Origin of the sequence: Streptomyces sp. NPDC053750 (assembly GCF_044544295.1) — a bacterium.
Lineage (GTDB): Bacteria > Actinomycetota > Actinomycetes > Streptomycetales > Streptomycetaceae > Streptomyces.
Map to the genome: position 1 here is coordinate 759,831 of NZ_JBITXB010000001.1, position 22,673 is coordinate 782,503.

Annotated in this window: 22 protein-coding genes and 1 tRNA gene; 9 read left to right on the forward strand and 14 right to left on the reverse strand. The window is 73.4% G+C overall.

From position 1 onward, the window contains the following. Positions 1-25: 25 nt before the first annotated feature. From ACIGO6_RS03270 to ACIGO6_RS03280, 3 genes are all read right to left on the reverse strand, one after another. Positions 26-244: a zinc ribbon domain-containing protein gene (locus ACIGO6_RS03270; RefSeq protein ID WP_399870561.1), complete on the reverse strand. Its 219-nt coding sequence runs from the start codon at positions 242-244 to the stop codon at positions 26-28. A 72-nt stretch (positions 245-316) separates the two neighbouring features. Further along, positions 317-1,753, reverse strand: a complete 1,437-nt coding sequence (locus ACIGO6_RS03275) for a hypothetical protein (RefSeq protein ID WP_399870564.1) — start codon at positions 1,751-1,753, stop codon at positions 317-319. A 71-nt stretch (positions 1,754-1,824) separates the two neighbouring features. Further along, positions 1,825-2,595, reverse strand: a complete 771-nt coding sequence (locus ACIGO6_RS03280; RefSeq protein WP_399870567.1) for a DUF4097 family beta strand repeat-containing protein — start codon at positions 2,593-2,595, stop codon at positions 1,825-1,827. Positions 2,596-2,742: 147 nt separating this feature from the next. Here ACIGO6_RS03280 and ACIGO6_RS03285 point away from each other — a divergent pair. Next, positions 2,743-2,814 (forward strand) — tRNA-Val (locus tag ACIGO6_RS03285). A gap of 79 nt (positions 2,815-2,893) precedes the next feature. Here the strand turns inward: ACIGO6_RS03285 and ACIGO6_RS03290 are convergent. Further along, on the reverse strand, positions 2,894-3,253 hold the full coding sequence (locus ACIGO6_RS03290) for a hypothetical protein (RefSeq protein ID WP_399870570.1): 360 nt from the start codon (positions 3,251-3,253) through the stop codon (positions 2,894-2,896). A 79-nt stretch (positions 3,254-3,332) separates the two neighbouring features. Between ACIGO6_RS03290 and ACIGO6_RS03295 the strand changes: the two genes are divergently transcribed. Then, complete coding sequence (locus tag ACIGO6_RS03295) at positions 3,333-3,566, forward strand: DUF2277 domain-containing protein (RefSeq protein ID WP_399870573.1); 234 nt, start codon at positions 3,333-3,335, stop codon at positions 3,564-3,566. A gap of 63 nt (positions 3,567-3,629) precedes the next feature. On the opposite strand, the gene ACIGO6_RS03300 is transcribed toward ACIGO6_RS03295, so the two are convergent. The 4 genes from ACIGO6_RS03300 to ACIGO6_RS03315 form a co-directional block, all read right to left on the reverse strand. Next, positions 3,630-4,268 (reverse strand): DedA family protein, encoded by a 639-nt coding sequence (locus tag ACIGO6_RS03300; RefSeq protein ID WP_399870576.1) that lies wholly within the window; start codon positions 4,266-4,268, stop codon positions 3,630-3,632. 162 nt (positions 4,269-4,430) lie between these two features. Continuing rightward, positions 4,431-4,886, reverse strand: a complete 456-nt coding sequence (locus tag ACIGO6_RS03305; protein ID WP_399870578.1) for a DoxX family protein — start codon at positions 4,884-4,886, stop codon at positions 4,431-4,433. Positions 4,887-5,117: 231 nt separating this feature from the next. Beyond that, positions 5,118-6,752, reverse strand: coding sequence for an alkaline phosphatase D family protein (locus ACIGO6_RS03310; protein WP_399870580.1), 1,635 nt, complete (start codon positions 6,750-6,752; stop codon positions 5,118-5,120). Positions 6,753-6,839: 87 nt separating this feature from the next. Further along, positions 6,840-7,484 carry an HNH endonuclease family protein gene (locus ACIGO6_RS03315; RefSeq protein ID WP_399870582.1) on the reverse strand — a complete coding sequence of 215 codons (645 nt, stop codon included), beginning with the start codon at positions 7,482-7,484 and terminating at the stop codon, positions 6,840-6,842. Between the two features lie 435 nt (positions 7,485-7,919). On the opposite strand from ACIGO6_RS03315, the gene ACIGO6_RS03320 reads away from it, so the two are divergent. Both ACIGO6_RS03320 and ACIGO6_RS03325 read left to right on the forward strand, forming a co-directional pair. Continuing rightward, positions 7,920-8,501, forward strand: a complete 582-nt coding sequence (locus ACIGO6_RS03320; protein WP_399870584.1) for a TMEM165/GDT1 family protein — start codon at positions 7,920-7,922, stop codon at positions 8,499-8,501. A gap of 148 nt (positions 8,502-8,649) precedes the next feature. Then, positions 8,650-9,312 (forward strand): HAD family hydrolase, encoded by a 663-nt coding sequence (locus tag ACIGO6_RS03325; protein WP_399870586.1) that lies wholly within the window; start codon positions 8,650-8,652, stop codon positions 9,310-9,312. Between the two features lie 593 nt (positions 9,313-9,905). Here the strand turns inward: ACIGO6_RS03325 and ACIGO6_RS03330 are convergent. Next, a complete protein-coding gene (locus ACIGO6_RS03330) occupies positions 9,906-11,042 on the reverse strand; it encodes a peptidoglycan-binding protein (protein ID WP_399870588.1) in 1,137 nt (378 codons plus the stop codon). A gap of 198 nt (positions 11,043-11,240) precedes the next feature. Here ACIGO6_RS03330 and ACIGO6_RS03335 point away from each other — a divergent pair, with 198 nt between their 5' ends. Beyond that, positions 11,241-13,307, forward strand: a complete 2,067-nt coding sequence (locus ACIGO6_RS03335; RefSeq protein ID WP_399870591.1) for a DHA2 family efflux MFS transporter permease subunit — start codon at positions 11,241-11,243, stop codon at positions 13,305-13,307. A gap of 15 nt (positions 13,308-13,322) precedes the next feature. Here ACIGO6_RS03335 and ACIGO6_RS03340 read toward each other — a convergent pair whose 3' ends face one another. Further along, positions 13,323-13,823 carry a GNAT family N-acetyltransferase gene (locus ACIGO6_RS03340; RefSeq protein WP_399870593.1) on the reverse strand — a complete coding sequence of 167 codons (501 nt, stop codon included), beginning with the start codon at positions 13,821-13,823 and terminating at the stop codon, positions 13,323-13,325. 178 nt (positions 13,824-14,001) lie between these two features. On the opposite strand from ACIGO6_RS03340, the gene ACIGO6_RS03345 reads away from it, so the two are divergent. Both ACIGO6_RS03345 and ACIGO6_RS03350 read left to right on the forward strand, forming a co-directional pair. Next, positions 14,002-14,667, forward strand: coding sequence for a hypothetical protein (locus ACIGO6_RS03345; RefSeq protein ID WP_399870596.1), 666 nt, complete (start codon positions 14,002-14,004; stop codon positions 14,665-14,667). A gap of 5 nt (positions 14,668-14,672) precedes the next feature. After that, a complete protein-coding gene (locus tag ACIGO6_RS03350) occupies positions 14,673-15,344 on the forward strand; it encodes a hypothetical protein (protein WP_399870599.1) in 672 nt (223 codons plus the stop codon). 10 nt (positions 15,345-15,354) lie between these two features. Here the strand turns inward: ACIGO6_RS03350 and ACIGO6_RS03355 are convergent, their stop codons facing one another. Next, positions 15,355-15,762, reverse strand: a complete 408-nt coding sequence (locus ACIGO6_RS03355) for a DUF1992 domain-containing protein (RefSeq protein WP_399870601.1) — start codon at positions 15,760-15,762, stop codon at positions 15,355-15,357. Between the two features lie 94 nt (positions 15,763-15,856). Between ACIGO6_RS03355 and ACIGO6_RS03360 the strand changes: the two genes are divergently transcribed. Then, on the forward strand, positions 15,857-16,249 hold the full coding sequence (locus tag ACIGO6_RS03360) for a hypothetical protein (protein WP_399870604.1): 393 nt from the start codon (positions 15,857-15,859) through the stop codon (positions 16,247-16,249). 33 nt (positions 16,250-16,282) lie between these two features. Here the strand turns inward: ACIGO6_RS03360 and ACIGO6_RS03365 are convergent, their stop codons facing one another. Together ACIGO6_RS03365 and proP are read right to left on the reverse strand one after the other, a co-directional pair. Then, the gene (locus tag ACIGO6_RS03365) at positions 16,283-16,954 is read right to left on the reverse strand and encodes an O-methyltransferase (protein ID WP_399870606.1); all 672 of its coding nucleotides are present in this window, start codon (positions 16,952-16,954) and stop codon (positions 16,283-16,285) included. A gap of 124 nt (positions 16,955-17,078) precedes the next feature. Further along, entirely contained in the window at positions 17,079-18,488 is a 1,410-nt protein-coding gene (gene proP / locus ACIGO6_RS03370) for a glycine betaine/L-proline transporter ProP (protein WP_399870608.1), read from the reverse strand. Between the two features lie 467 nt (positions 18,489-18,955). Here proP and ACIGO6_RS03375 point away from each other — a divergent pair, with 467 nt between their 5' ends. Beyond that, complete coding sequence (locus tag ACIGO6_RS03375; RefSeq protein ID WP_399870610.1) at positions 18,956-21,079, forward strand: bifunctional glycosyltransferase 87/phosphatase PAP2 family protein; 2,124 nt, start codon at positions 18,956-18,958, stop codon at positions 21,077-21,079. Here ACIGO6_RS03375 and ACIGO6_RS03380 read toward each other — a convergent pair. After that, positions 21,030-22,670 carry a hypothetical protein gene (locus tag ACIGO6_RS03380; protein WP_399870613.1) on the reverse strand — a complete coding sequence of 547 codons (1,641 nt, stop codon included), beginning with the start codon at positions 22,668-22,670 and terminating at the stop codon, positions 21,030-21,032. The two genes, ACIGO6_RS03375 and ACIGO6_RS03380, sit on opposite strands and share 50 nt — an antisense overlap. Between the last annotated feature and the right edge of the window lie 3 nt (positions 22,671-22,673).

The window sequence follows — 22,673 nt, forward strand, 5'->3', positions numbered from 1 at the left end:
GTGTACGGGGCGTACGGGGCGGGTGTCAGCCGCAGCAGCCTCCGCCGCAGCAGCCGCCTCCGCCGCCCGACTGCGGCGCCGGGGCGGAAGCGGAGGACGAGCCGCCGACCGCGACCGTGGACAGCAGCTTCACCGTGTCGTCGTGGCCCGCCGGGCAGGCGGCGGGGGCGGAGGACTCGGCCATGGGACGGCTCAGTTCGAACGTGTCGCCGCAGCTGCGGCAGCGGTACTCGTAGCGAGGCATGCGCACAGGTTAACCGGCACCGTGCTCGACCTGCCCCGCGTCACCCGGCCCCGAGTTCACCAAGCCCCGGGTTCACCCGGCCCCGCGTTCCTCACGGATGCGGCCGACCACGTGGGTCACGGTCCGGCGGATCGCCTCCGTCTCCGACAGGAAGTGCCAGTAGTCGGGATGGCGGCCGTCCAGCGTGGTGATCGCCTGTTCCAGCCGGGCCACGGCGTCGTCCAGGGGGCGCGCGTGCCGGGGGTCGGGGGTGTTGCGGCCCGCCATGGCCAGGCGCTGGGCGTCGCGGATCGCGAAGCGGGTGCGTTCGATCTCCTGCCGGGGGTCCTTCTGCACGGCGTTGAGCCGCTGCAGCCGGTCGCCGGCGGCCGAGACGGCCTCGTCGGTCGTGTTCAGCAGCGCCCGTACCGTCGACAGCAGGGCGGTGGCGTCAGGCCAGCGCTGCTCGTCGCGGGCGGTCTGCGCCTCGGCCAGCTTCCGCTCGGCCTGCCGGACCGACTCGGCGGCCTGGTCCGGCACCTGCTGGAGATCCTGCCAGCAGGCGGCCGTGAACCGCCGCCGCAGCTCGCTCAGCACCGGCTCCACCTGCTCACTGCGGGTGGTCAGGGCCTGGGCGCGGGTGCGCAGGGAGACCAGGCGGTGGCCGATCTCGGCGGCGCGCTCCGGCAGCCGCTCGGCCTCGGCGCGGACCGACTCGGCCTCCCGGGTGACCCGCTCGGCCCGCTCCAGGGTCTGGGGCACGCCGTGCTGCCCCGCGCCCTGGTTCAGCCGGGTCAGCTCGGGGCCGAGGGTGGCGAGCCGGGCGGCGAGGCCGTCCGCCTTCAGCCCGGCCCCCCGAGCGGCGTCCAACGCGTGGGAGGCGGCGAGCAGGGCCTGCCGGGCGCGTTCGACGGCGGGTGCCAGCCGGGCCAGCTGGGTCTCGGCCTTGCCGAGCAGGGGGCCGAGACCCTCGGCGAAGCGGTCCAGCTCCTGCTTGACGCGGCCCAGCTCGTCCTTCGCGGCCGTCAGCTCGGTGCGGGCGCGGGCGGCGGCCGACGCCTCCAGGTCGTCCCGGTCCAGGTCGTGGGCGTCGACGGCGCCGATGTACTGGTGGCTGACCTCGTCGATGCGCCGGCCGAGCGCCTCGAAGTCGGTGACCGCGCGCCGGGCGGCGGGGGAGGCGTCGACGGCCGCGATCGTCTCGATCGAGATCCGCAGGTCCCGCTGGGCGGTGTCCAGCTCGTAGAAGGCGGCCGCCGCGTCGTCCTTCGCGGCCTGTGCCTGAGCCCGCTGACTCTCGGCCCGCCCGCCGAACCAGCGCCGGGTGCCGCCCCCGGCGAAGGCGACGGGCAGTGCGAGTACGGCGAGCAGCGGCAGACCCACGAGGGTCAGCGCGTCACGGACCGCAGCGGGCGGGCGGTGGCGGGAGTGTCGGCGGGCATGGTGCGGGAGGCGTCGGCGGGAGTGGTGTGCCAGGCGCTGCGCGCGCGGCACCATCGGCGAGTACGGCTGCGATGGTGTCGCCGTCACATCCCTCTCCCGTGTCGTCCGTCCTGCCCGGGTTCATTCTCCCACCCGTTGGGGACGAACACACGGGCCGGTCAGTTCGCGGTTCGGACCGTGACTTTGCCGTCCCGGGTCTGCGCGGTCACCCGGTGGGAGCTGGAGTCGTCCCGGTCCACGGCCACGTCGACCGACCCGTCGTCGCTGTCGGCGGACACCTTGTAGGTGGCCCGGGGCAGTTCGAGGGTCACCGAGCCGTCGTCGCTGCGGGTCTCCACCAGGTCCGGGACGGCCCCGAGTTCGAGGTGGACCGAGCCGTCCCGGGTGGAGGCGTTCACCCGGCGCGAGGAGACGTCCGCGCGCAGCGACCCGTCGTCGCTGTGCAGTTCCAGCGGCCCGGTGGTGTCGCTGACGCGCACGGACCCGTCCGCCGTACGGATGTCCAGCGCCTCCCGCAGGCCTCGCGCCCGCACGCTGCCGTCGTCCGTCCGCACCTTGACGGCGACGCCGCGCGGCACCTCCACGCGGTGCTTGGTGGCGCAGTCGGCGACCACCCCGGAGCAGTGCGTCCGCAGCTTCAGACGGTCGCCGTCCATGCTCCAGCTCACCTCGGGGTCCGAGCCGAGCGCGACCGAGCCCTGGAACCACCGGGTCACCTCGACCTTGCCGGACTTGTTGCCGTCGGCGGCCACGATCTCCAGTGCGGAGTCGTCGGCGTCGATGGTGAGGGCGTCACCCCGAAGGGAGAAGGACCGGTGCTCGGGTTCCTTGTCGTCCGAGGCGGAGGCGCAGGCGCCGAGTCCCGCGACGAGGACGGCGACGACACCGACGGCGGCGAACGCGCGAGCAGGGACGGAACGGGCGGCCATGGAGATCTCCCCCTGGAGGACTGGTGCGGACGACGAGGCTCTTCGACCGTACGGAGGAGCGGTCCGCGGGGGGATCCGGGCCACTACCGGATCGAAGGTGGGGTTATCCCCCGGCGCCCCGGGCCATGTAGGCTGTCGACTCGTCCTGGGTGCGTAGCTCAGGGGTAGAGCGCCTGCCTTACAAGCAGGATGTCGGCGGTTCGAAACCGTCCGCGCCCACCGGGACCGGCGCCGCTGTCGTCGGTGCGAAGGCCCTCGGAGATCCTTGGAGATCCTCCGGGGGCCTTTCGCATGCGCCTCAGGTGTCCTCGGGCGGGGTCTGGCGGGCGGCCGGGGCCTCGTGGGCGCGCTTCAGCTGAGAGCGGGCGCTCACCTGGTCGGGGCCGGTGATCTCCGACCAGTAGCGATGCGTACTGACGAACACGGCGAGCTCGCGCTCGCGCTGCCGGAGCTTCTCCACCTCGGCCTGCTCGTCCTCCGACCAGCCGGGGGAGGCCGGGCGCTCGACCTTGCGCCAGCCGGTGTCGTCGCTGAACCCGTCGAGGGGTTCGACGGACCAGGGAAGCCTCTTCAGCAGGGCCGACAGCTCGGCCCGGACCTGATGCAGTTCCTCCTGACCGGCGAGGAGATCACTGGGAAAATCATAGGTCGTAGCCACCCTTCAATGATACGCCTGTTCGATTTTGAGGCGCGCGTTCCCTTCGGTGGTTCACGCGAAAGGGTGGGAGACTGACGACATGTGCCGCAGCATCAAGACGCTCCGTCCGCCGGTGCTGGCCGAGGAGGCCACGGAGGACGAGATCAGGGCCGCAGCCCTGCAGTACGTGCGCAAGGTGTCCGGGTTCCGTGCGCCGGCCGCGCACAACCAGGAGGTATTCGAACAGGCGGTGGAGGCCGTCGCGCATGCCACGGCCGAACTACTGGCCGGCCTGGAGGTGCGGGGAGCAGCCGCCGCGCGCCGGGCGGGCTGACACCCCGCCGACGCCCCGGCTGCGCTGCACGGTCCCCTGCGCTACGACTGCGCTGCCACTGAGCTACGACGCCTCGGTCGCCCGGGGCTGGCGGCGCATCAGGTAGGCCGCGACCGTCCCCGCGCCGAACAGGGCCACCAGCGACACCGCCGTCGCGAGCCACGTCGCGCCCAGCCACTGGCCGCCGAAGTAGCCGAGGGCGACGCTGTACGCGGCCCAGGCCAGTCCGGCCAGGGCGGACCAGGGAAGGAACTCGCGGACCCGGCGGTGGGCCGCGCCGGCGACGAGGGAGACGACCGAGCGGCCGGCCGGGGCGAAGCGGGCCAGGACGACGAGGGCGCCGCCGCCGCGCGCGAGGGCGCCGCCGAGACGTTCCTGCGCCGTGGTGAGCCGGCGGGAACGGGCGATCGCGCGGTCCAGGCGCGGTCCGCCGCGCCACGCGAGGCGGTAGACCGCCAGGTCGCCGAGGACCGAGGCGGTCGCCGCGCACAGCGTCAGGAGCAGGATGTCGGGGACGTCCTGCGGGACCCGCCCGGCAGCCGCCGCACCCGAGCCCGCGGCCGCCGCCGTGGCCGCCGTGATCACCAGGACGCCGCTCGGCAGCACCGGCAGGAAGATGTCGAGGAGTACCGAGACGGCCACCAGCACATAGATCCATGGGCTGCTGACCAGCGAACCGATACTCCCGAGACTGTCGACCACCACAACTCCCCGTTACTCCCCCGTGGGCCGGGCCATGCCGCGACGCGCGGGGACGGCAGGAGCGACCGATGACAGCCATACAGCGTACGCCGGGGGTGTGACAGATGGTTCACAGGGGGCTCGGGTGTTCGGCACGCGGTGTTCACCCGGACGGTCGGCCGCTCAGGCCGCGACCGGCGTCTGGCGCTCCGCGGTCGCCTTCTCCTGCTCGGACCCGCGCCGGGCGAGGAGCCGGTCCAGGCCGAAGGCGCCGGAGCCGGTGAAGACCAGCAGCAGGAAGGCCCAGCAGAACATGGCGGAGGCCTCGCCGCCGTTCTCCATCGGCCACAGGGCGCCGGGCTGGTGCACCTTGAAGTACGCGTAGGCCATGGAGCCGGAGGAGACGAGCGCGGCGGCGCGGGTGCCGAGGCCGAGCATGACGAGGCCGCCCCCGACGAGCTGGATCACGGCCGCGTACCAACCGGGCCAGGTGCCCGCGTCGATGGTGCCGCCGGTGCCGGCCGCGCCGCCGAGGACGCCGAAGAGGGAGGCGGCGCCGTGGCAGGCGAAGAGCAGGCCGACGACTATGCGGAACAGGCCGAGGGCGTAGGGCTGGGCGCTGTTGAGGCGTCCGGACATGTGGGGGGTGCTCCTTCGGTCGGGCCGGCCCGAAGGGGCCGGTGGGGGACGGAACCGAGTGGGGTGCCCACGTTAGGTGACCCTAATGAGTGCTTGCAAGTTCAACATTTGGCCATGGCTTGGCGCCGGGTCACCCGCCTGTCATGTCCCCTCCCGCAGGTGGGAGCGCTCCCATCGCCTGGCCGAGGCCTGTCGTCGTGACTGAATTCGTACGCGGTCCCCGGCGGCCGCCTACGCCAGCTCCCGGTCCGTGACCCTCCGCAGCACGGTCGTCCCGTCCCGGTTCGCCCGCGCCTGCTCCAGCCGCAGCCGGGCCGAGCGCCCCCGCAGGGTCAGCGTCATGATCTGGTTGCCGAACCAGGGGCCTCCGGTCTTGCGCCACCGGACCACCGGCGGCGCACAGCGGCCGTGCCGGGCGATGCGCCGCCCCAGGGCCCGCGCGAGGGCGCTCCAGCCGAAGCGGAAGCCGAGGCGGATCGAGAGCGGCACGGAATTGTGGACGGGGGAGCAGGTCAGCTGCGCCACCCGGGCGTCGGGCGTCCGGCCCGGCCAGGACGGTTCGGCCACGTAGGCGTGGTGGACGTCGCCCGACAGCACACTCACCGTCGCGGGCGCCCCCGGCCCCGTACCGGCCTCGGCGATCAGGTCGGCGAGGGCGTCAAAAGAGGACGGGAAGGCGGACCAGTGCTCCAGGTCGGCCCCGCGCCGTATCTTCTCCCCGAGCCGGGCCCAGCGGGCACCCCGTTCGCCGCGGCACAGCGAGGCGTTCCAGGTCTCCACGTCGTGCACCAGGTGGGGCAGCAGCCAGGGCAGGGAGGTGCCGATGAGCAGGTGGTCGTAGGAGTCCCGCTCCTGGAGGACCTGCTCGCGCAGCCAGGCGGCCTCGCCCGGGTCGAGCATCGCGCGGCGGTCCTCGTCGAGGACGCGGGCCGCGCGGGAGTCCACCATCAGCAGCCGTATGCGGCCGAAGTCGCGCCGGTAGCTCCACCGCACGGAGGCCGGATCGGCGTCGGCCCGCGCGGCGAACGCGCGCAGCACGTCGGTGCCGTCGGGGGCCTCGCGGACGGCCGCGTAGAGGGGGTCGGCGGCCAGTTCGGCCGGGGAGAGGTTGCCGAGCTGCTGGTACACCCAGTAGGACATCAGTCCGCTCAGCAGCCGCTCCCGCCACCAGTCCGTGGCCCGCATGTCGGCGAGCCAGGCGGCGGAGGTGTTCCAGTCGTCGATGACGTCGTGGTCGTCGAAGATCATGCAGCTGGGCACGGTGGACAGCAGCCAGCGCACGTCCGGGTCGGTCCAGGACTCGTCGTAGAGCCGGGTGTACTCCTCGTAGTCCGCGACCTGGTCGCCCGGGGCGTCGGCCAGGTCCCGGCGGCCGGCGAGCCAGCGGCGCGTGGCGTCGGAGACCTCGTCGGCGTACACCTGGTCGCCGAGCAGGAGCAGTAGGTCGGGCCGTGCGTGCTCCGGGTCGGCCGCGATGCGGGCGGAGAGGGTGTCCAGCGCGTCCGGGCCCACCCGGTCCTTCCCGCCGGCGGGCGGCGCGGCCCAGCGGCAGGAGCCGAAGGCGACGCGCAGGCCGTCGTCCGCCGGGGACGTGGCGATCACCGAGGGCGGGAAGCGGGAGTCGGGCGGCGGCCACGCGCGCGTGCCGTCCAGGCGCACCTCGTACTCCGTCGCCGTGCCGGGTGTCAGGCCGTTCACCGGGACCAGGGCGTAGTGGTGGCCCGCGACCTGGAAGGTGCGGGCCGTGCCGCCGGCACCGTCGGCGCAGCGCACTTCGGCGGTGCAGGGGCGGCTCGTCTCGACCCACACGGTCGCGCACGAGCCGTCGGTGTATCGCAGTATCGGTCCCAGGCGCAGTCCGGCCATCGGTGATCCTCTCCTCCGTCGCCCCGTACGGTACGGAACGACGGAGGCCGACGGACAGACTCCGCGCCGAAGGCGTGGTGGAGGGCGTCAGCAGCTCGCGAGGTGGTTCTGGAGCGCGGACTTCTCGGCGGAGTCGACCGAGAGGTCGTAGTAGTACTTCACCTGGACCCAGGCGCGGACGTACGTGCAGCGGTAGGCGGTGCGCGAGGGCATCCAGGTGGCCGGGTCCTGGTCGCCCTTGGACTGGTTGACGTTGTCGGTGACCGCGAGGAGCTGGGGGCGGGTCAGGTCGTTGGCGAAGGACTGGCGCCGGGAGGTGGTCCAGGATCCGGCGCCGGAGTCCCAGGCCTCGGCGAGCGGGACGAGGTGGTCGATGTCGACGTCGGAGGCGGCGGACCAGGTGGCGCCGTCGTAGGGGGAGTACCAGCTGCCGCTGGTGGCGGCGCAGGAGGAGTCGGTGACGACGCCGGAGCCGTCGCGCTTGAGGACGGTCTCGCGGGTGTTGCAGGAGCCGGACTGCGTGATCCAGTGCGGGAAGAGGTCGCGGTTGTAGCCGGTGCGGTTCTCGGTGGCCACGGTGAGGGTGGCCAGGTAGGAGCGGGCGGTGGCGGCGCTGACCGGGGTGGGGAGGGCGGCGGAGGCGGCCGGGCCGTTGAGGAGCCCGGCGGAGGCTATGAGCCCGGTGAACGCGGCGAGGAAGCCGAGGCGTCGACGCGCGTAGAACTTCGGCATGCGAACTCCCTTGGAGTGTGGGGGTGTTGGGACGCGGGCAGGGGAATGCTCGCGACGCCGCATGGCGTACAGGTGTGCGGTCGGTAAGAAGTTAGTGACGTGTGCATGGCACGTCTATGGGTGTGACGGGACTCGTGACGGGCGCGGGGGAGGTCGTCCGGTGTGACCTTCGTCCCCCGGGGGCGCGGCGGGGGTCGCGTACACTGGGCGGCGCAGAAGGGGAGTAGCTCTTCGCCGGACCGTCGACATACTGCTCAGCTCGTCTGAGCCGGCGCCCGGAGGCAGACCTCGTGGACGGGGTCGGCCAGCGAGACCTTCGGCAAGCAGTGCACGCCCGTGCCGTACGGCGGGGGCGACCGTGTGCTGCCGTGCCGAGGTGTCCTGCGCGAAGGATCAGCACTCTCGGTGGGGCGGCCCCGACCGATAGAGGACCCCTTGATCAGCTTGACCGTGACGGCGCTCGTCTTCGGCGTCGTCTTCCTCGCCGAACTCCCGGACAAGACCGCGCTCGCCGGCCTCGTCCTCGGCACCCGTTACCGCGCCTCGTACGTCTTCGCCGGCGTCGCCGCCGCCTTCCTGCTGCACGTCGTCCTCGCCGTCGCGGCCGGCAGCGTGCTGACCCTGCTGCCGCAGCAGATCGTGCACGCGATCACCGGCGTGCTGTTCCTCGGCGGGGCCGCCGTGCTGATGATGAAGAAGGACGACGGGGACGAGGAGATCCGCAAGCCGGAGGACCAGTCCTTCTGGAAGGTCTCCGGGGCGGGCTTCATGCTCATCCTGGTCGCCGAGTTCGGTGACCTGACGCAGATCATGACGGCCAACCTCGCGGCCCGCTACGACGACCCGCTCTCCGTCGGCCTGGGTGCGGTGCTCGCGCTGTGGGCGGTGGCCGGGCTCGGCATCGTCGGTGGAAAGGCCCTGATGAAGCGGGTGCCGCTGGCGCTGATCACCAAGATCGCGGCGCTGCTGATGCTGGGCCTCGGTGTGTGGAGTCTGTGGGAGGCGGTCGCCGGCTGACCGGCGAACGGGGATGAACGTCTCACCCGGGGCGGTGGCGCGAGCCCGGCCTGTTTTGTACCGTGGAGAAACAAAGTGGCTCCCGCCCGTTCTCCCTGACCGGCGGGCGGGGCCGCCTTGTTCCCTCCCCGCGCCTTGGAGTCTGCCGATGACGGCCACCACCGTTCTCACCGCCCGTGCCCTGCTGCTCGACATGGACGGCACCCTCGTCAACTCGGACGCCGCCGTCGAGCGCGTCTGGCGGCGCTGGGCCGGCCGGAACGGGCTGGACGGCGACGAGGTCATGAAGGTCGTCCACGGACGGCAGGGCTACGCGTCGATGGCGCTGCTGCTGCCGGACCGGCCCATGGAGCAGAACCACGCCGACAACGCGCGCATGCTCGCCGAGGAGACCGCCGACACCGAGGGCGTCGTCGCGATCCCCGGCGCGCCCGGCTTCCTGGCCTCGCTGCGCGGCCTGCCGCACGCCCTGGTGACCTCGGCCGACGTGGCGCTGTCCACCGCGCGGATGGCCGCGGCCGGGCTCGCCCTGCCCGACGTCCGGATCACCGCGGAGTCCGTCGGCGCCAGCAAGCCCGACCCCGAGGGCTTCCTCAAGGGCGCCGCCGAACTGGGCATCGCCCCGGCCGACTGCATCGCCTTCGAGGACTCCGGCGCCGGCATCACGGCCGCGCGCGCCGCCGGGATGCGGGTCGTGGGCGTCGGCCCGCGTGCCGGGGCCCACGGGCCGGACGTGGTCGTCGAGGACCTGACGCGGATCCGCGTGGAGTCCGACCCGGACGGGACGGTGCGGCTGCACGTCGGCGGTTGACGGGCGGGTGGTGCCGGGCGGGCCTCGCGTGCTGGGGCGGGGCCCCGCAATCCGAGCCGCGCAATCCGAGCCCCGCAATCCGGGGCCGGGTCCCGCAATACTGGCCGAGCCTCGCAATCCGGGTCCGGGTCCCGCCGCCGGCTACCGCGCCCGCGGGGCTCGTGCCGCCGGGCCCTGCACCCCGGCCGCAGGTGTGCGGCTCCCGTGGCGGCGGCCCCGGTGTCCGCGCCGTCCGTGACTGCGGCGCCCTGGTGTCCGTGCCTTCTGCGGCCACGGCCACGGCACCGGGCCCTGGTCGCCGGCGTATGGCTGTGGTGTTGACGGTTGTGGCGCCTGCGCCTTCGGTGTCTGCGGTGTCTTGGTGTCTGTGCCTCGCGCGGCCACGGCCCCGGGCGCTGGCCGCAGGCGTCGGCTTTCGTGTTGATGGTGCCGTGTCCGTGCCTCCCCGCGTCAAGGGTGTCGTGCCCCCAGCCGCAGGCCACGGCTTCCGTGTCTGCGGCGCCCCGGTGTCCGTGCCTCCCGCGGCCACGGCCCCGGGCCCTGGCCGCAGGTCTGCGGTTCCCGCGTCAACGCCCCGGGTCCCGGCCGCGGGCCTACGGCTCTCGGGTCTCCGACTCCAGTTGGCGGCGGGTGTCGCGGCCGTATGTGCCGAGCTCGTCCGTGCGGATGCCGCGGGACCACTGGAAATTGCGGACCGCGTCCTCGACCTGGAAGTTGTAGGTGCCGTCGATCTCGCCGGTGTAGAGGTACAGCTGCGTCAGGCGTTGTTGGAGTTCGGTGACCGCGGCGCCGCGGTCGCCACGCTGCAGGGCGGAGCCGTTGCCGTGGTTGTCGTGGTCGTCCTCCTCGGATTCCTGCGGGGCGTCGGCGGTCGGCGTCGGTGTCGTGGTCTGTGTCGGCTCGGCCGACGGGGTCGGCGTGGGCGGGGTGCTCGACGCCGACGGGGACGGTGAGGACGACGCACTCGCACTGGGGGACGGCGAAGCGGAGGCGGACGGCGACGCGGACGTCGGTCGGGCCGACGCCGTGCTCGGCGCGGGTGTCGTCGAGGGCTCGTCGGTCGACGGATCCGGCACGCTCGCCCTGACCTCGTCCGGCAGCGCCCCGTCCCGCGACGGCGACTCGTAGGAGAACAGCCCGCTCGCGAACCCGGCCGCGCCCACGATGACCACGAGCGCCCCAGCGGCGCTGAGCAGGACGCCCCGGCGCCGCTTACGCGGTGGGCGCCCGTCGGTGCCGTCCGGGTGGGGCGCCCCGGGTGCCGCGGAGTCGGAGGCCTCGGCGGCCGAGGTCTCGAACAGGCGCAGGTCCTGCGCGCTGGGCGGGCCGGCCGAGGGCGCCAGGGGCGTGGGCAGCACGGAGGTCGCCTCCGTGGCCGACGCGTCGGGCGGCCCGGCGTCCACGGCGCGCAGCGTCATGGTGGCGTCCGGGTCGGGCGGCGTCGGCGCGGACGCCGGTGTGCCCGGCGGGGTGGCTGCCCGTGTCTCCGGCGCGGGCGGCGTGGGGTCGGCGCTGCCGTCCAGTTCCACGTACGGCCGTATCCGCAGCGGATCGAAGTCCTCCGCCGCTGCCGCCTGTGCCGTACGCGCGTCGCGCAGGGCCTCGGACGCCCGTGCCCCGCAGGCGCAGGCGGGCGTGTTGTCCGCCGCCCTGGGTGTGCCGCACTCCGGGCACGGGTGCCCCGGGGCCGCCCCCTGCGGCTCCTGCGACGGCTCCTTCTGCTGCTCCACGCGTTCGTCCCTCCCCTCGCGACTCCCCTCGCGACCTCCAGAGATTATGCAGATCTTCTCCATACTCCGGCGCGTACGCCCCCGGAATGCGGTCTTCCCGCAGGACTGAACAGGGACTGAACAGGCCATAACCGGTCACACCGGCCAGGATGTAGAGGTGCGCGACGGCACCTGTGCGAGACACCGCGGGAGGTATCGATGGCCCCTGATGTGCGCGAGACGGCGGAGTCGGCGGACCCGGCGGACCCACTGGGGGGCGAGGGGGAGGAGCGCGTCCCCGGTGGGGTGCTCGTCTCGATGGGAGCCCTGCTCCTCGGCATGCTGCTCGCCGCCCTCGACCAGACCATCGTGTCGACGGCCCTGCCCACCATCGTCAGCGACCTGGGCGGCCTGGAGCACCTGTCCTGGGTGGTCACCGCGTACCTGCTGGCCGCGACCGCCGCGACCCCGCTGTGGGGCAAGCTCGGCGACCAGTACGGACGCAAGCGGCTGTTCCAGACGGCGATCGGGATCTTCCTGGTCGGCTCGGCGCTGTGCGGCGTGGCGCAGAGCATGCCCGAGCTGATCGCCTTCCGCGCGCTGCAGGGCCTGGGCGGCGGCGGTCTGATGGTGCTGTCGATGGCGATCGTCGGCGACCTGGTCTCGCCCCGGGAACGCGGGCGCTACCAGGGGCTGTTCGGCGCCGTCTTCGGTGCGACCAGCGTGCTCGGGCCGCTGCTCGGCGGAGTCTTCACCGAGCATCTGAGCTGGCGCTGGGTCTTCTACATCAACCTGCCCATCGGCATCGTCGCCCTCGCCGTGATCGCGGCGGTCCTGCACATCCCGCGCCGGGCCACCCGGCACGTCATCGACTACCTCGGCACCCTCCTCATCGCCTCCGTCGCCACCTGCCTGGTGCTGGTGGCCTCGCTCGGCGGCACGACCTGGGCCTGGGGTTCCCCGCAGATCGTCGGCCTGGCGGTGCTGGGCGTCGTCCTCGCCGCCGTGTTCGTGGCCGTCGAGCGCCGGGCCGCCGAGCCCGTCCTGCCCCTCAAACTCTTCCGCGTCCGCACCTTCACGCTCTCCGCCGTCATCAGCTTCATCGTCGGCTTCGCGATGTTCGGCGCGATGACCTACCTGCCGACGTTCCTCCAGGTCGTACAGGGCGTCAGCCCGACCATGTCCGGCGTGCACATGCTGCCGATGGTGGCCGGCGTTCTGCTGGCGTCGACCGGCTCCGGGCAGATCGTCAGCCGTACCGGCCGCTGGAAGGTGTTCCCCGTCCTGGGGACCGCCGTCACCACCCTCGGCCTGCTCCTGCTGCACCGGCTCGACGAGAACAGCTCGACCACCGAGATGAGCGCGTACTTCTTCGTCTTCGGCCTGGGCCTCGGCCTGGTGATGCAGGTCCTCGTCCTCATCGTGCAGAACGCCGTGTCCTACGAGGACCTGGGCGTCGCCACCTCCGGCGCGACCTTCTTCCGCTCCATCGGCGCGGCCTTCGGCGTCGCCGTCTTCGGCACGATCTTCGCGGGGCGCCTCGGCGACCGGCTCACCGAAGCGTTCCGGGGCGCCGCACTCCCGCCCGGCGTCTCCACGGACACGCTGAAGGCCGACCCGCGCGGTATCGCCGCCCTGCCGCCCGCACTGCGTCCCGAGGCGCTGCACGCGTACGCCTCCTCCATCACCGACGTCTTCCTGTACGGGGCCCCCGTCGCCTTCCTCGGCTTCGTGCTGGCCTGGTTCCTGAAGGAGGACCGGCTGCGCGGCTCGGTCACCGCGCCGGACGGCACGCAGACCCTCGCCAGCAACCCGGTGGAACGGTCCTCGCACGACGAGGTGTGCCGCGCGCTGTCCGTGCTCGGCACCCGCGAGGGCCGGCGGGAGATCTACCGGAGGATCACCGCACGGGCGGGCTACGACCTGCTGCCGGCGTCGAGCTGGATGCTGCTGCGGGTCAGGAAGTACGGCCGGGTCGAGCCGGCCGTCCTCGCCGAGCGCAGCCCCGTCCCGCTGGCCACCCTGCTGGCCGCCGCCCGCCAGGTGGAGGAGCGGCACCTCGCCGTCCGGGAGGGCCCCGACCTGGTGCTCACCGACCAGGGCCGCGAGGTCGCCGAGCGGCTGGCACGGGCCCGCGAGGACTCCCTGGCCGAGCTGCTCGGCGACTGGTGGGGCCCGGACCGCCCGACCGACCTGGTGCGCCTCGTGAAGGAGCTCACCGGCGAGCTGTGCGGCTCGGAGCGGGAGCGTCCGCTGGAGGGGCGCACACCGGCGCGGGCCGGCTGACCCCCCGGCACCCCGTCAGGCGGCGCGTGCCAGCCGCTTGGCGAACCAGTGCTCGGCGTACGGGTCCTCCTTGTACGCCTCGGTCTCCGTGTAGCCGAGGCGCGCGTACAGGGCGCGGGCCTCGACGAGGTCGCCGCGCGTGTCGAGGACCATCCGCGAGGCGCCGAGCGCCCGCGCCGCGTCCTCGGCGGCCCGCACGAGCAGCGCGGCACCGCCCCGGCCGCGCATCCCCTCGTACAGGAACACCCGGGTGAGTTCGGCGGTGGTGGCGTCCAGCAGCCGTACGCCCGCGGTGCCGGCCGGTTCGCCGGCGTACCGCGCGACCAGCAGCTGCCCTCGGGGCGGTACGAGGTCGGTGCCGGAGTGGGCGGCGATCTCGCGCTCCAGCTCGCCCGGGTCGGTGGGCCGTCCCTCGTGCAGCAGGTACCAGCGGTCGCTGACCTCCGTGTAGTACGCGCGCCACAGGGCGGCGGCCACGGGGGAGTCGTACGGTTCCGGGGCGACGGTCCAGGTCATGACCGGCATTGTCGGTACGGACCGGCCCGGTGTGCGAGCGTATTTTCCCACCCCTGTGCCGTCCGCGCGCGCGGTGCGCCGTTTGCGCGCGGACTGTGCGGCAACCCGGAGAGCGAACCGGCCCGCTCGAACCGGCCCGCTCGGAGAGCCGGCAGGGCCGAGAACCCGGAAGGCACTCATGACCACAGGCGTGATCATCGCATTGATCGTGATCGTGGCGGCCGTGCTGGTCGTCGCGGCCGTCCTGGCCCTGCGCGCACGGGGCGCCGGGCGCGGCGGACATCTGAAGCGGCGCTTCGGGCCCGAGTACGACCGGGCCGTGGCCCGGCACGACGGGGACACCAAGGCCGCCGAACGCGAGCTGGCCGGGCGGGTGGAGCGGCACGGGTCGCTGCACGCGCGGCCGTTGGAGCCGGCGGAGCGCGAGCGCTTCGAGGCCCGCTGGACGGCGGCCCAGGAGCGCTTCGTCGACTCCCCGCGGGAGGCCGTCGGCGAGGCGGACCGGCTGCTCGCGGAGCTGGCCGGGGCCCGGGGCTTCCCGGACGGCGGGCAGTACGAGGAGCAGCTCGCGGCGCTGTCCGTGCACCACGCCCACCACGTCGAGGGCTACCGGCGCGTGCACCGCGTGACGCACGCGCGGGTGGACGGGGCTCCGGACGGCGGGGCCGGCACGGAGGAGATGCGCGCGGCCATGGTGGAGGCCCGGGCGCTGTTCGAGGACCTGGTACGCCCGGGCCGTCCCGACGGCGGACGGCACCGGGCCGGGACGGACGGCACCCGACCGGCGCCGGCCCGCGCGCACCACACCTGGTCGTTCAGCAAGAGTCGGCCGAAGGAGAGTTGAGCCACATGTCCGACACGACCCGGCACGGCGGCAGCATCCCCGCCGGACAGGACCCACAGACCACCCCCGAGCTCCACGGCACCGGCATGACGCCGACCACCGCCCCGGCGGGCGACGCGCACACGGGGCCTGGCGCGGGCCCGGTGGGTGAGGCGCGGACGGGATCCGGCGCCGGCCCGGCGGACGACGCGCACTCGGCGTCCGGCGCGGTCCCGGCGGGCGGCCCGGCGCCCGGCACGGGCCGTGCGGGCGATGCGCGCACGGGGTCCGGGGCGGGCCTGGTGGGCGACGCTCACTCGGCGTCCGGCGCGGGACCGGTGCCCGGTGCCGGCCCCGGCGGTGACGCGGGACCGGGCGCGGCCGGCGCGCGCACCGGGCCGACGGCGGACGGCGGGACACTGCTCCCGCACGAGGAGTGCGACAAGCTCGGGCAGCGGCTGCACCACGCCGTTGCGGGGTTCGTCGACGCGCCCCGCGCCTCCGTCGAGGAGGCCGACCGCGTCCTGGAGGAGGTCACCGCCCGCTTCACGGACGCCGTGACGCACCGCCGCCGCACCCTGCGCACGTCCTGGCACGACGCCGGCGACGACCACCGCGCGACCAGCACCGACACCGAACAACTCCGCCTCGCCCTGCGGGACTACCGCGAGCTGGTGGACCGTCTGATGCGCCTGTGACCCGCAGGCGTCACCGCTCCGCCCGGCGCTCCCGCCACCGCCGTACGACCTCCTCGACGTCGTAGGGCTTCAGACCCAGCGGGGGGCCGGGCGGCGGCTTGAACATGACGTCGCGGATCTTGACGTTGATGTCCTCGACGATGCGGCGCACCACCCGTTCCGACGGGGCGTTCGCCGCCGCCTCCAGGGCGTCCTCCGCCTCCTTGCGCAGCGCGAGGGTCGGCGGCAGTACGGAGAAGCCCTCGCGGGCCATCTTGCGCTTGACCCACCACAGCTCGTCGTAGGTGCTGTCCACCTCGCTCGGGAGGGGTTTGCCCGCGCCGGGCAGCCGGTCGAACTCGCCGCGCGCGTCCGCGTCTCGGATCTGCTTGTCGACCCAGGACTCGAAGTCGACGCCGGGTGGCTTTCGCTCGGTCATGAACCCATTGTGCCGGACACCACAGCACCGGCCGATCTATCATGCGGCGGCGATACGCCCACGAGGGACGTCTCGGGTTTCGGAAGGAGCACGCGTGCTCGAACTCACCATGGCCGCCGTCACCGCGGCGGACGCGGGCGCCACGGCCGGCATGCAGATGGCCGACGCGCCCAGCGAGCCGGGCGCGGTGCTGCGGGTGGGCCGGGACAAGTCCGTGTGCCGGCTGTCGACGCCGGACGACTGGCTGTTCGTCTCCCGGGTCCACCTGGAGTTCCGCTGCGGTCCCGAGGGTACGTGGCAGGTGACGTGGCTGCGGGGCTCGCAGCCGGACCCGTCCTCCGACGTGCGGCTCACGGTCGGCACGTACGCGCAGTCCCTGGCCTACGGCGGCACCGTGCCGCTGCCGAGGGGCGGGAGCGGCGAGGTCGTGATCCAGGACCGCACGGAACCGCGCAGCGTCAACGTCGGCTTCTATCACGAGGTGTGAGGCAACACGGGGTGTGAGGCCTGAGGCGGGTGCTCAGGCGAGCACCCGCGCCAGCGCGAACCCGTCGTAGCCCTTGCTGCCGACCGTCTGGACGGCCGTACCGCTGAGCCGCGGATGGCTGCCGATCAGCTCGATGGCGGCGCGGGTGCCGCGCACGTCGGCGTCGGGGTTGTCGGGGTCGGCGACCCGGCCGCCGCGGACCACGTTGTCGAGGACGATCAGGCTGCCCGTGCTGGTGAGCCTCAGCGCCCACTCGAGGTAGTGCGGGTTGTTGGCCTTGTCGGCGTCGACGAAGACCAGGTCGAAGGGGGCCGGGTTCTCGTCGGCGAGCTTCGGCAGCGACTCCAGCGCCGGGCCCACGCGTACGTCGACGACGGCGTCGAGCCCGGCGCGGGCGATGTTGCGGGTGGCGACCTCGGCGTGCCGGGCGCTGTACTCCATCGTGACCAGGCGGCCTTCGGCGGGCAGGGCGCGGGCCAGCCAGATGGTGCTGTAGCCGCCGAGGGTGCCGATCTCCAGGATGGTGCGGGCGCCCTGGATCCGGGCGAGGAGATGGAGGAGTTTGCCCTGGTTGGCGGTGACGTTCACCCGCGGCAGCCCGGCGGCGTCACTGTCCCTCAGGGCGGCCTCCAGCACGTCGTCGTCCGGGCTGAGGTGGCTGATGAAGTAGGCGTCGACGTCGTCCCAGAGCTTCGACTCGCTCATGCCGGGGCCTCCCGTATGCGTCGTTAGCACTTCTAAGTAGATGCGCTAACGAAGATAGCTCCGTGGCGGCCGGTGGGCGCGCATGTCCCACCGACACGCCGACGGAGCTGGGCCCCGCCGGGCCTCAGCCCTCCACCGCCGGTGCCGACCCCGGCAGCGGCCGGCCCGCGGACTCGGTCATGAACCACACCGCCACGCCACCGACCACGGCCGCGGCCATCATGTAGTACGCGGGCATCATCATGTTGCCCGTCGCGCCGATCAGCGCCGTCACCACCAGCGGTGTCGTCCCGCCGAACAGGGACACCGAGACGTTGAAGCCGATCGACAGCGAGCCGTAGCGCACCCGCGTCGGGAACAGCGCCGGCAGCGCGGACGGCATCGAGGCCGTGAAGCAGACCAGCAGCAGCCCCAGCGCGCCCATGCCCAGCGCCACGGCGAGCAGACTGCCCTCGCGGATCAGCAGCAGCGCCGGGACGGACAGGAGCAGGAACCCGGCACAGCCCGCCGCGATCACCGGCCGGCGCCCGACCCGGTCGGTCAGCGCGCCCGCGAACGGCTGCACGATCATCATCAGCGCCATCACGGCCAGCACGACCAGCAGGCCGTGCGTCTCGTCGTACTTCAGCTCGCTCGTCAGGTAGCTCGGCATGTACGACAGCAGCATGTAGTCGGTGACGTTGAAGACCAGCACCAGGCCGACGCAGAGCAGCAGCGCCTTCCACTGGCCGGTGATCATGTCGCGCAGCGGCACCTTCGGCCGCTCCGACTCCGCCTTCTCGACCTCTGCGGCGAACGCCGGGGTCTCCTCCAGCCGCATCCGCAGATACAGCCCGATGATGCCCATCGGTCCCGCGATCAGGAACGGGATCCGCCACCCCCACGACGTCAGGTCGCCGTCGGACAGCAGCGCCGTCATGAGGGTGACCAGTCCCGCACCGCCGATGTACCCGGCGAGCGTGCCGAACTCCAGCCAGCTCCCGAGGAAGCCGCGCCGCTTGTCCGGGGCGTACTCGGCGATGAAGGTGGACGCGCCCGCGTACTCACCGCCCGTGGAGAACCCCTGCACCAGTCGCGCGACCAGCAGCAGAATCGGCGCCCAGACGCCGATCGTCGCGTAGGAGGGGATCAGCCCGATGGCGAAGGTACCCGCCGCCATCATGATCATCGTGAGGGCGAGGACCTTCTGCCGGCCGACCCGGTCGCCCAGCGGGCCGAAGACCATGCCGCCGAGCGGCCGGACCAGGAACGCCGCGGCGAAGGCGCCGAACGTGGAGAGCAGCTGGGCGGTCGGGTTGCCCGACGGGAAGAAGACCTTGCCCAGCGTCACGGCGATGTAGCTGTAGACGCCGAAGTCGAACCACTCCATCGCGTTGCCGAGCGCCGCCGCCTTCACGGCGCGCTTGACGAGCGCGGGATCGGTGGCGGTGGGGGCGGCAGCGACAGCCGCGCCGGACCCGGCCGCAGGGGCCGGTGCCGGGGACGGGTGACGGTTCGTACGGGACGGGTGAGCGGTGACGGGGGCAGCCGACAAAACTTCGCTCGCCTACTTTCGACGGGGACAGGGACACCACGACCCGCACGGCGGCACTGTCGCCGGGCCGAAAAGCGGCCCGCGCAAACACGCCACGGGCCGAAAATCGACCATAGGCGCTGATGCGCTGCTTACGCCCGGTGCCCCTTTCGTCGCGCAGTGCACCAAAAGGACGCGTACGCAGGGGCGATCCGCCCGTCACCGACCGCGTCCTTCCCCCGCGAGCTGTGATCCTTATCGCTCCTGACGGGTGCAACCGAACGGCTCCCGCCGTGTCCTCGTCCGAACAGGCGACTGGCCGTGCCCCCTGCGGCACGGGAAAAGTCGGGCAAAGAGCGGGCGCCGGTCAGGTTGAGGGAGGGTTGCCTGCGTCTCCCCCCGGGGGTGGTGCGAGCCTCATAGGGTTCGCAAGGACAACACTCCGCGTGCACCGGCGCGGGACGAACGGGGCGGGAGGCCGACGAGGCGTGGCGAATGCGGAGCACAGTGGGCGAACGGCGGAGGCTTTCGGAGCCCCGGCCGTCGAGGCGACCAGGGCACGGATGCGCGTCGCGCGGCTCGGGCTGTGGCTGGTCGCCGCCATCCTCGCCGTACGACAGCTGGCCACCGTCCTCGGCACCCCGCGCGGGGAACGGCTGACGGACCTGGAGACCTGGGTCGGGGAGCACGGGGTCCTCCACGTGGAGGGCTCCCTGTACGACTCGACGCAGTTCACCGGCACCCCCTTCGTCGGCCTCGTCCTCAAACCCTTCACCCGCGCCGCCGAGCAGGCCCTCGGCTGGGGCTGGACCTTCGGCTCCCTGCTGCTGGTCGTCGCCCTCGGCCTGGTGGCCGCCCGCGCCCTGCCCCGCCCGGTGGGACGCCGTACGGCACTGCTGGCGGCGCCCGTGGCCGTCAGCCTGCTGATGCTGTCGCTGCCGGTGCGCAACGCGCTGTGGCTCGGCCAGACCAGCATCATCCCGGTGCTCCTCGTCCTGCTGGGCTGCTTCGCCGTACGCGGGACGCACGGCGACCGGATCGGCGGCGCGCTGATCGGCGTCGCCGCCGCGTTCCAGCCGACCGTCCTCCTCTTCGTCCCCCTGCTGTGGTTCACCGACCGCAGACGGGCCGCCGTCTCCACGGGGGTCACGTTCCTCGCCTGCACCGCCGTCGCCTGGGCGGCGATGGCGCAGGACTCCTACACCTACTGGGTCCACCACCTGGCCGGCGTGGGCCTGGGCGGCGAGGCGGACGACCTCGCCAACCAGTCGCTGCACGGCGCCCTGCTGCGGCTCGGGCTCTCCGGCCCCCTGGAGATCGCCCTCTTCCTCGCGCTCGGCGCCGCCGTCGCGGTGCTCGCCCTGCGCCGCGCCGTGCGCTACGCCCGCGACGGCCAGCTGCTGCTCGCGGTCGCCATCACCGGCTGCGCGGCCGTCGTGGTGTCGCCGGCCACCTGGCAGCACCAGCTGCTGTGGGTGCTGCCCGCCGTCGTCGGCCGGGTCGGCAAACGGGCCTCCGACCGGTACGTGTGGCCGGTCGCCGTCGTCCTGGTGATGACGCTGCCCGCGAAGATGATGCTGCCGAACATGGCCGCCCTGTACCCGCTGCGCGACAACGTCGTGCTGCTCGCGGCGCTGGCCGCCGCCGTCGCCGTGCCCTTCCTGTCCCGCACGTCGCCGTACTTCGACGCACCGGTCCCCACGAGCTACGCGCCCCCGGTCCCGGCCCGGTTCCGACACGTCCCCCTGTTCCCGTTCCTGCGCCGGGTCCTCACCCGGCCGAACCTGCTCCTGGAGCTGCTCCTCATCCGGGTCACCTACGCCGCCTACTCCCAGGTCCGCCTCGCGGCGACCGGCGGCAGCAACTCGGCGGGCCGGGCCCGCGCGGAGGAGCACGGGTGGCAGATCCTCGACCTCGAGCGCTTCCTGCACCTCGACATCGAGCACGGGATCAACCACGCCGTGGTGAGGATCGGCTGGCTGCGGGACTTCTTCGACTTCTACTACACGTCGTTCCACTTCGTCGTCCCGCTGGCCGTCCTCGGCGTCCTGTACTGGCGCCGCCCGGTCGACTACCGCTGGGCCCGCGCTTCCCTCGGCTTCGCCACGCTGCTGGCCCTGGTCGGCTTCTGGCTGTACCCGCTGGCGCCGCCGCGGCTGATGCCGGGGCTGGGGATCATCGACACGGTGCACGGCGTGCAGGACTTCTCGAAGCCGGACTACGGCACGCTCACGCACCTCACCAACCAGTACGCGGCGATGCCGTCCCTGCACTTCGGCTGGTCGCTGTGGTGCGGGGTGGCGATCGCGGTGATCGCCCCGAAGGCGTGGATGAAGGCGCTGGGCCTGCTCCACCCCCTGTTCACCGTCTCGGCGATCGTGGCGACCGGCAACCACTGGGTGCTGGACGCGGTGGGCGGCGCGGCCGTGGTCGGCGCCGGCTTCGGCCTGGCGTACCTGTTCCAGGGGCCGCGGGCCAAGGTGGTCACGGCGGCGGCAACGGCGACGGCGGCGGCCGGAACCACGGCCAAGGTCCCGCCGGCCGCCGCCCCTGCCGACGACGTCAGCAGCGACCCTGTTCCGTCCCCGGCGAAGGACCGTACCGGGAGCTGAGCCGGTACTCGCCCGGTGCCTCGACCGTCAGGCGGGTGAACTCGCCCTCCTGGGCGAGGCACCCGCCGTCGGTCCGCAGCCACGGCGACCAGGCGACCCGTACGGTCACCGATCCGGGCCGGTCCACGCGCAGCACCAGATCGGCGCCCGTGGTCGTGACGACGGTGCCGGGGGCGGAGACGAGCGGTACGGCGTCCCGCACCCGGTACACCTGCCAGTGCTCGTCCTGCCAGGCGGGCTCCAGCCACTCGGGCCGCAGCTCCGGGTCCCGTACGAGCGCGGCCTCGGCCTTGGCGGGCCCGTCCGGCTTGGCCAGCGGCAGCACGACGAAGCCGACCGCCCAGCGGTCCAGCCACTCCCGGTAGGTGGCCGCGGAGAGGGTGCCGTCGTAGAAGAGGCGCCCGCGTTCCACGTCGAGCTGCCGGTTCCAGCCGCGGGCCAGGTTGACGTGCGGGGCGAGCCCGGCGGCCTCACGGTGGTCGCGGGCGGGCACCACCTCCACCCGCGTGCGGTCGGCCCCGAGCCCCTCCAGGGCCCGCACGACACCGTCCGTCTCCACGGCCCAGGCGGGCACCACCGTGTACTCCTTCAGATCGTCGGCGGTCTTCTTCCCCATCCACCCGACGGAGAAGACGAGGGCGACGACCAGCAGACCGCGCGCGACCCGCCGCCCCCGGTCCGTCCCGAGCAGGGCCGCGAGCAGCACGGGGGGTGCGAAGTACTCCGCGAACCGCTCGACGTTCGTGCCGACGGCGGAGGCGATGAGATACGTCAGCACGGTCCCGACCGCGTACACGGCTCCGCTCCACCGGGCGACCCGCCAGCCACGCGGGGCCAGCGCGGTGACGGCGAGGCCGAGCACGACGGGTGGCCATATGCGGCCCGCCGGCATCGGCTGCTCCCCGCTGAAGGGGAACAGCAGCGTGGTCAGCCCGACGACGGCGGCGGGCGGTACGAGGAGGACGAGAGCGCGCCCCCAGTCCCGTACGAGCAGGTAACCGGCCCCGACGACGGCCAGGAACAGCCCGGCCACCGGCGACGCCATGGTGGCCAGCGTCGCGTACCCGGCGGCGAGGGCGAGCCGCCGCTCCCGGACCAGGTGCACACAGGCCGCCAGCCCGAGGGCGAGGCCGAGCGCGAAGGTCGTGCGCCCGGAGGCGACGTTGCACCACAGGGCGACGGAGGTGAGCAGGGCGACCCACAGCGGCTTGCGCACCCCGGCCCGCATGATCAGCACGGTCGCCAGCCAGGAGGCGGCCAGCCCGGACACGGCGGTGACCGTGCGCACGCCGAACACGGCCATCAGATACGGCGAGATCACGCTGTAGTTGGCGGTGTGCACACCGCCGTACCAGAACAGGCCGTACGGCGAGCCGCCGTGCCGCGAGACGAAGTCCGTCCACGCCTCCTGCGCGGCGAGGTCACCCCCGCCGGTGGCGAGAAACACCCACCACACCGCGTACAGCGGGATGGTGGGCAGGGTGGCGAGCAGGGGGATGCGATACCGGTGCCCGAAGGCACGCAGGGCGTCGCTCGGCCGTCTGTCCGTACGCCCCTCGGGCCGGGAGACGGTTATTTCGGTGGGGACCACGGT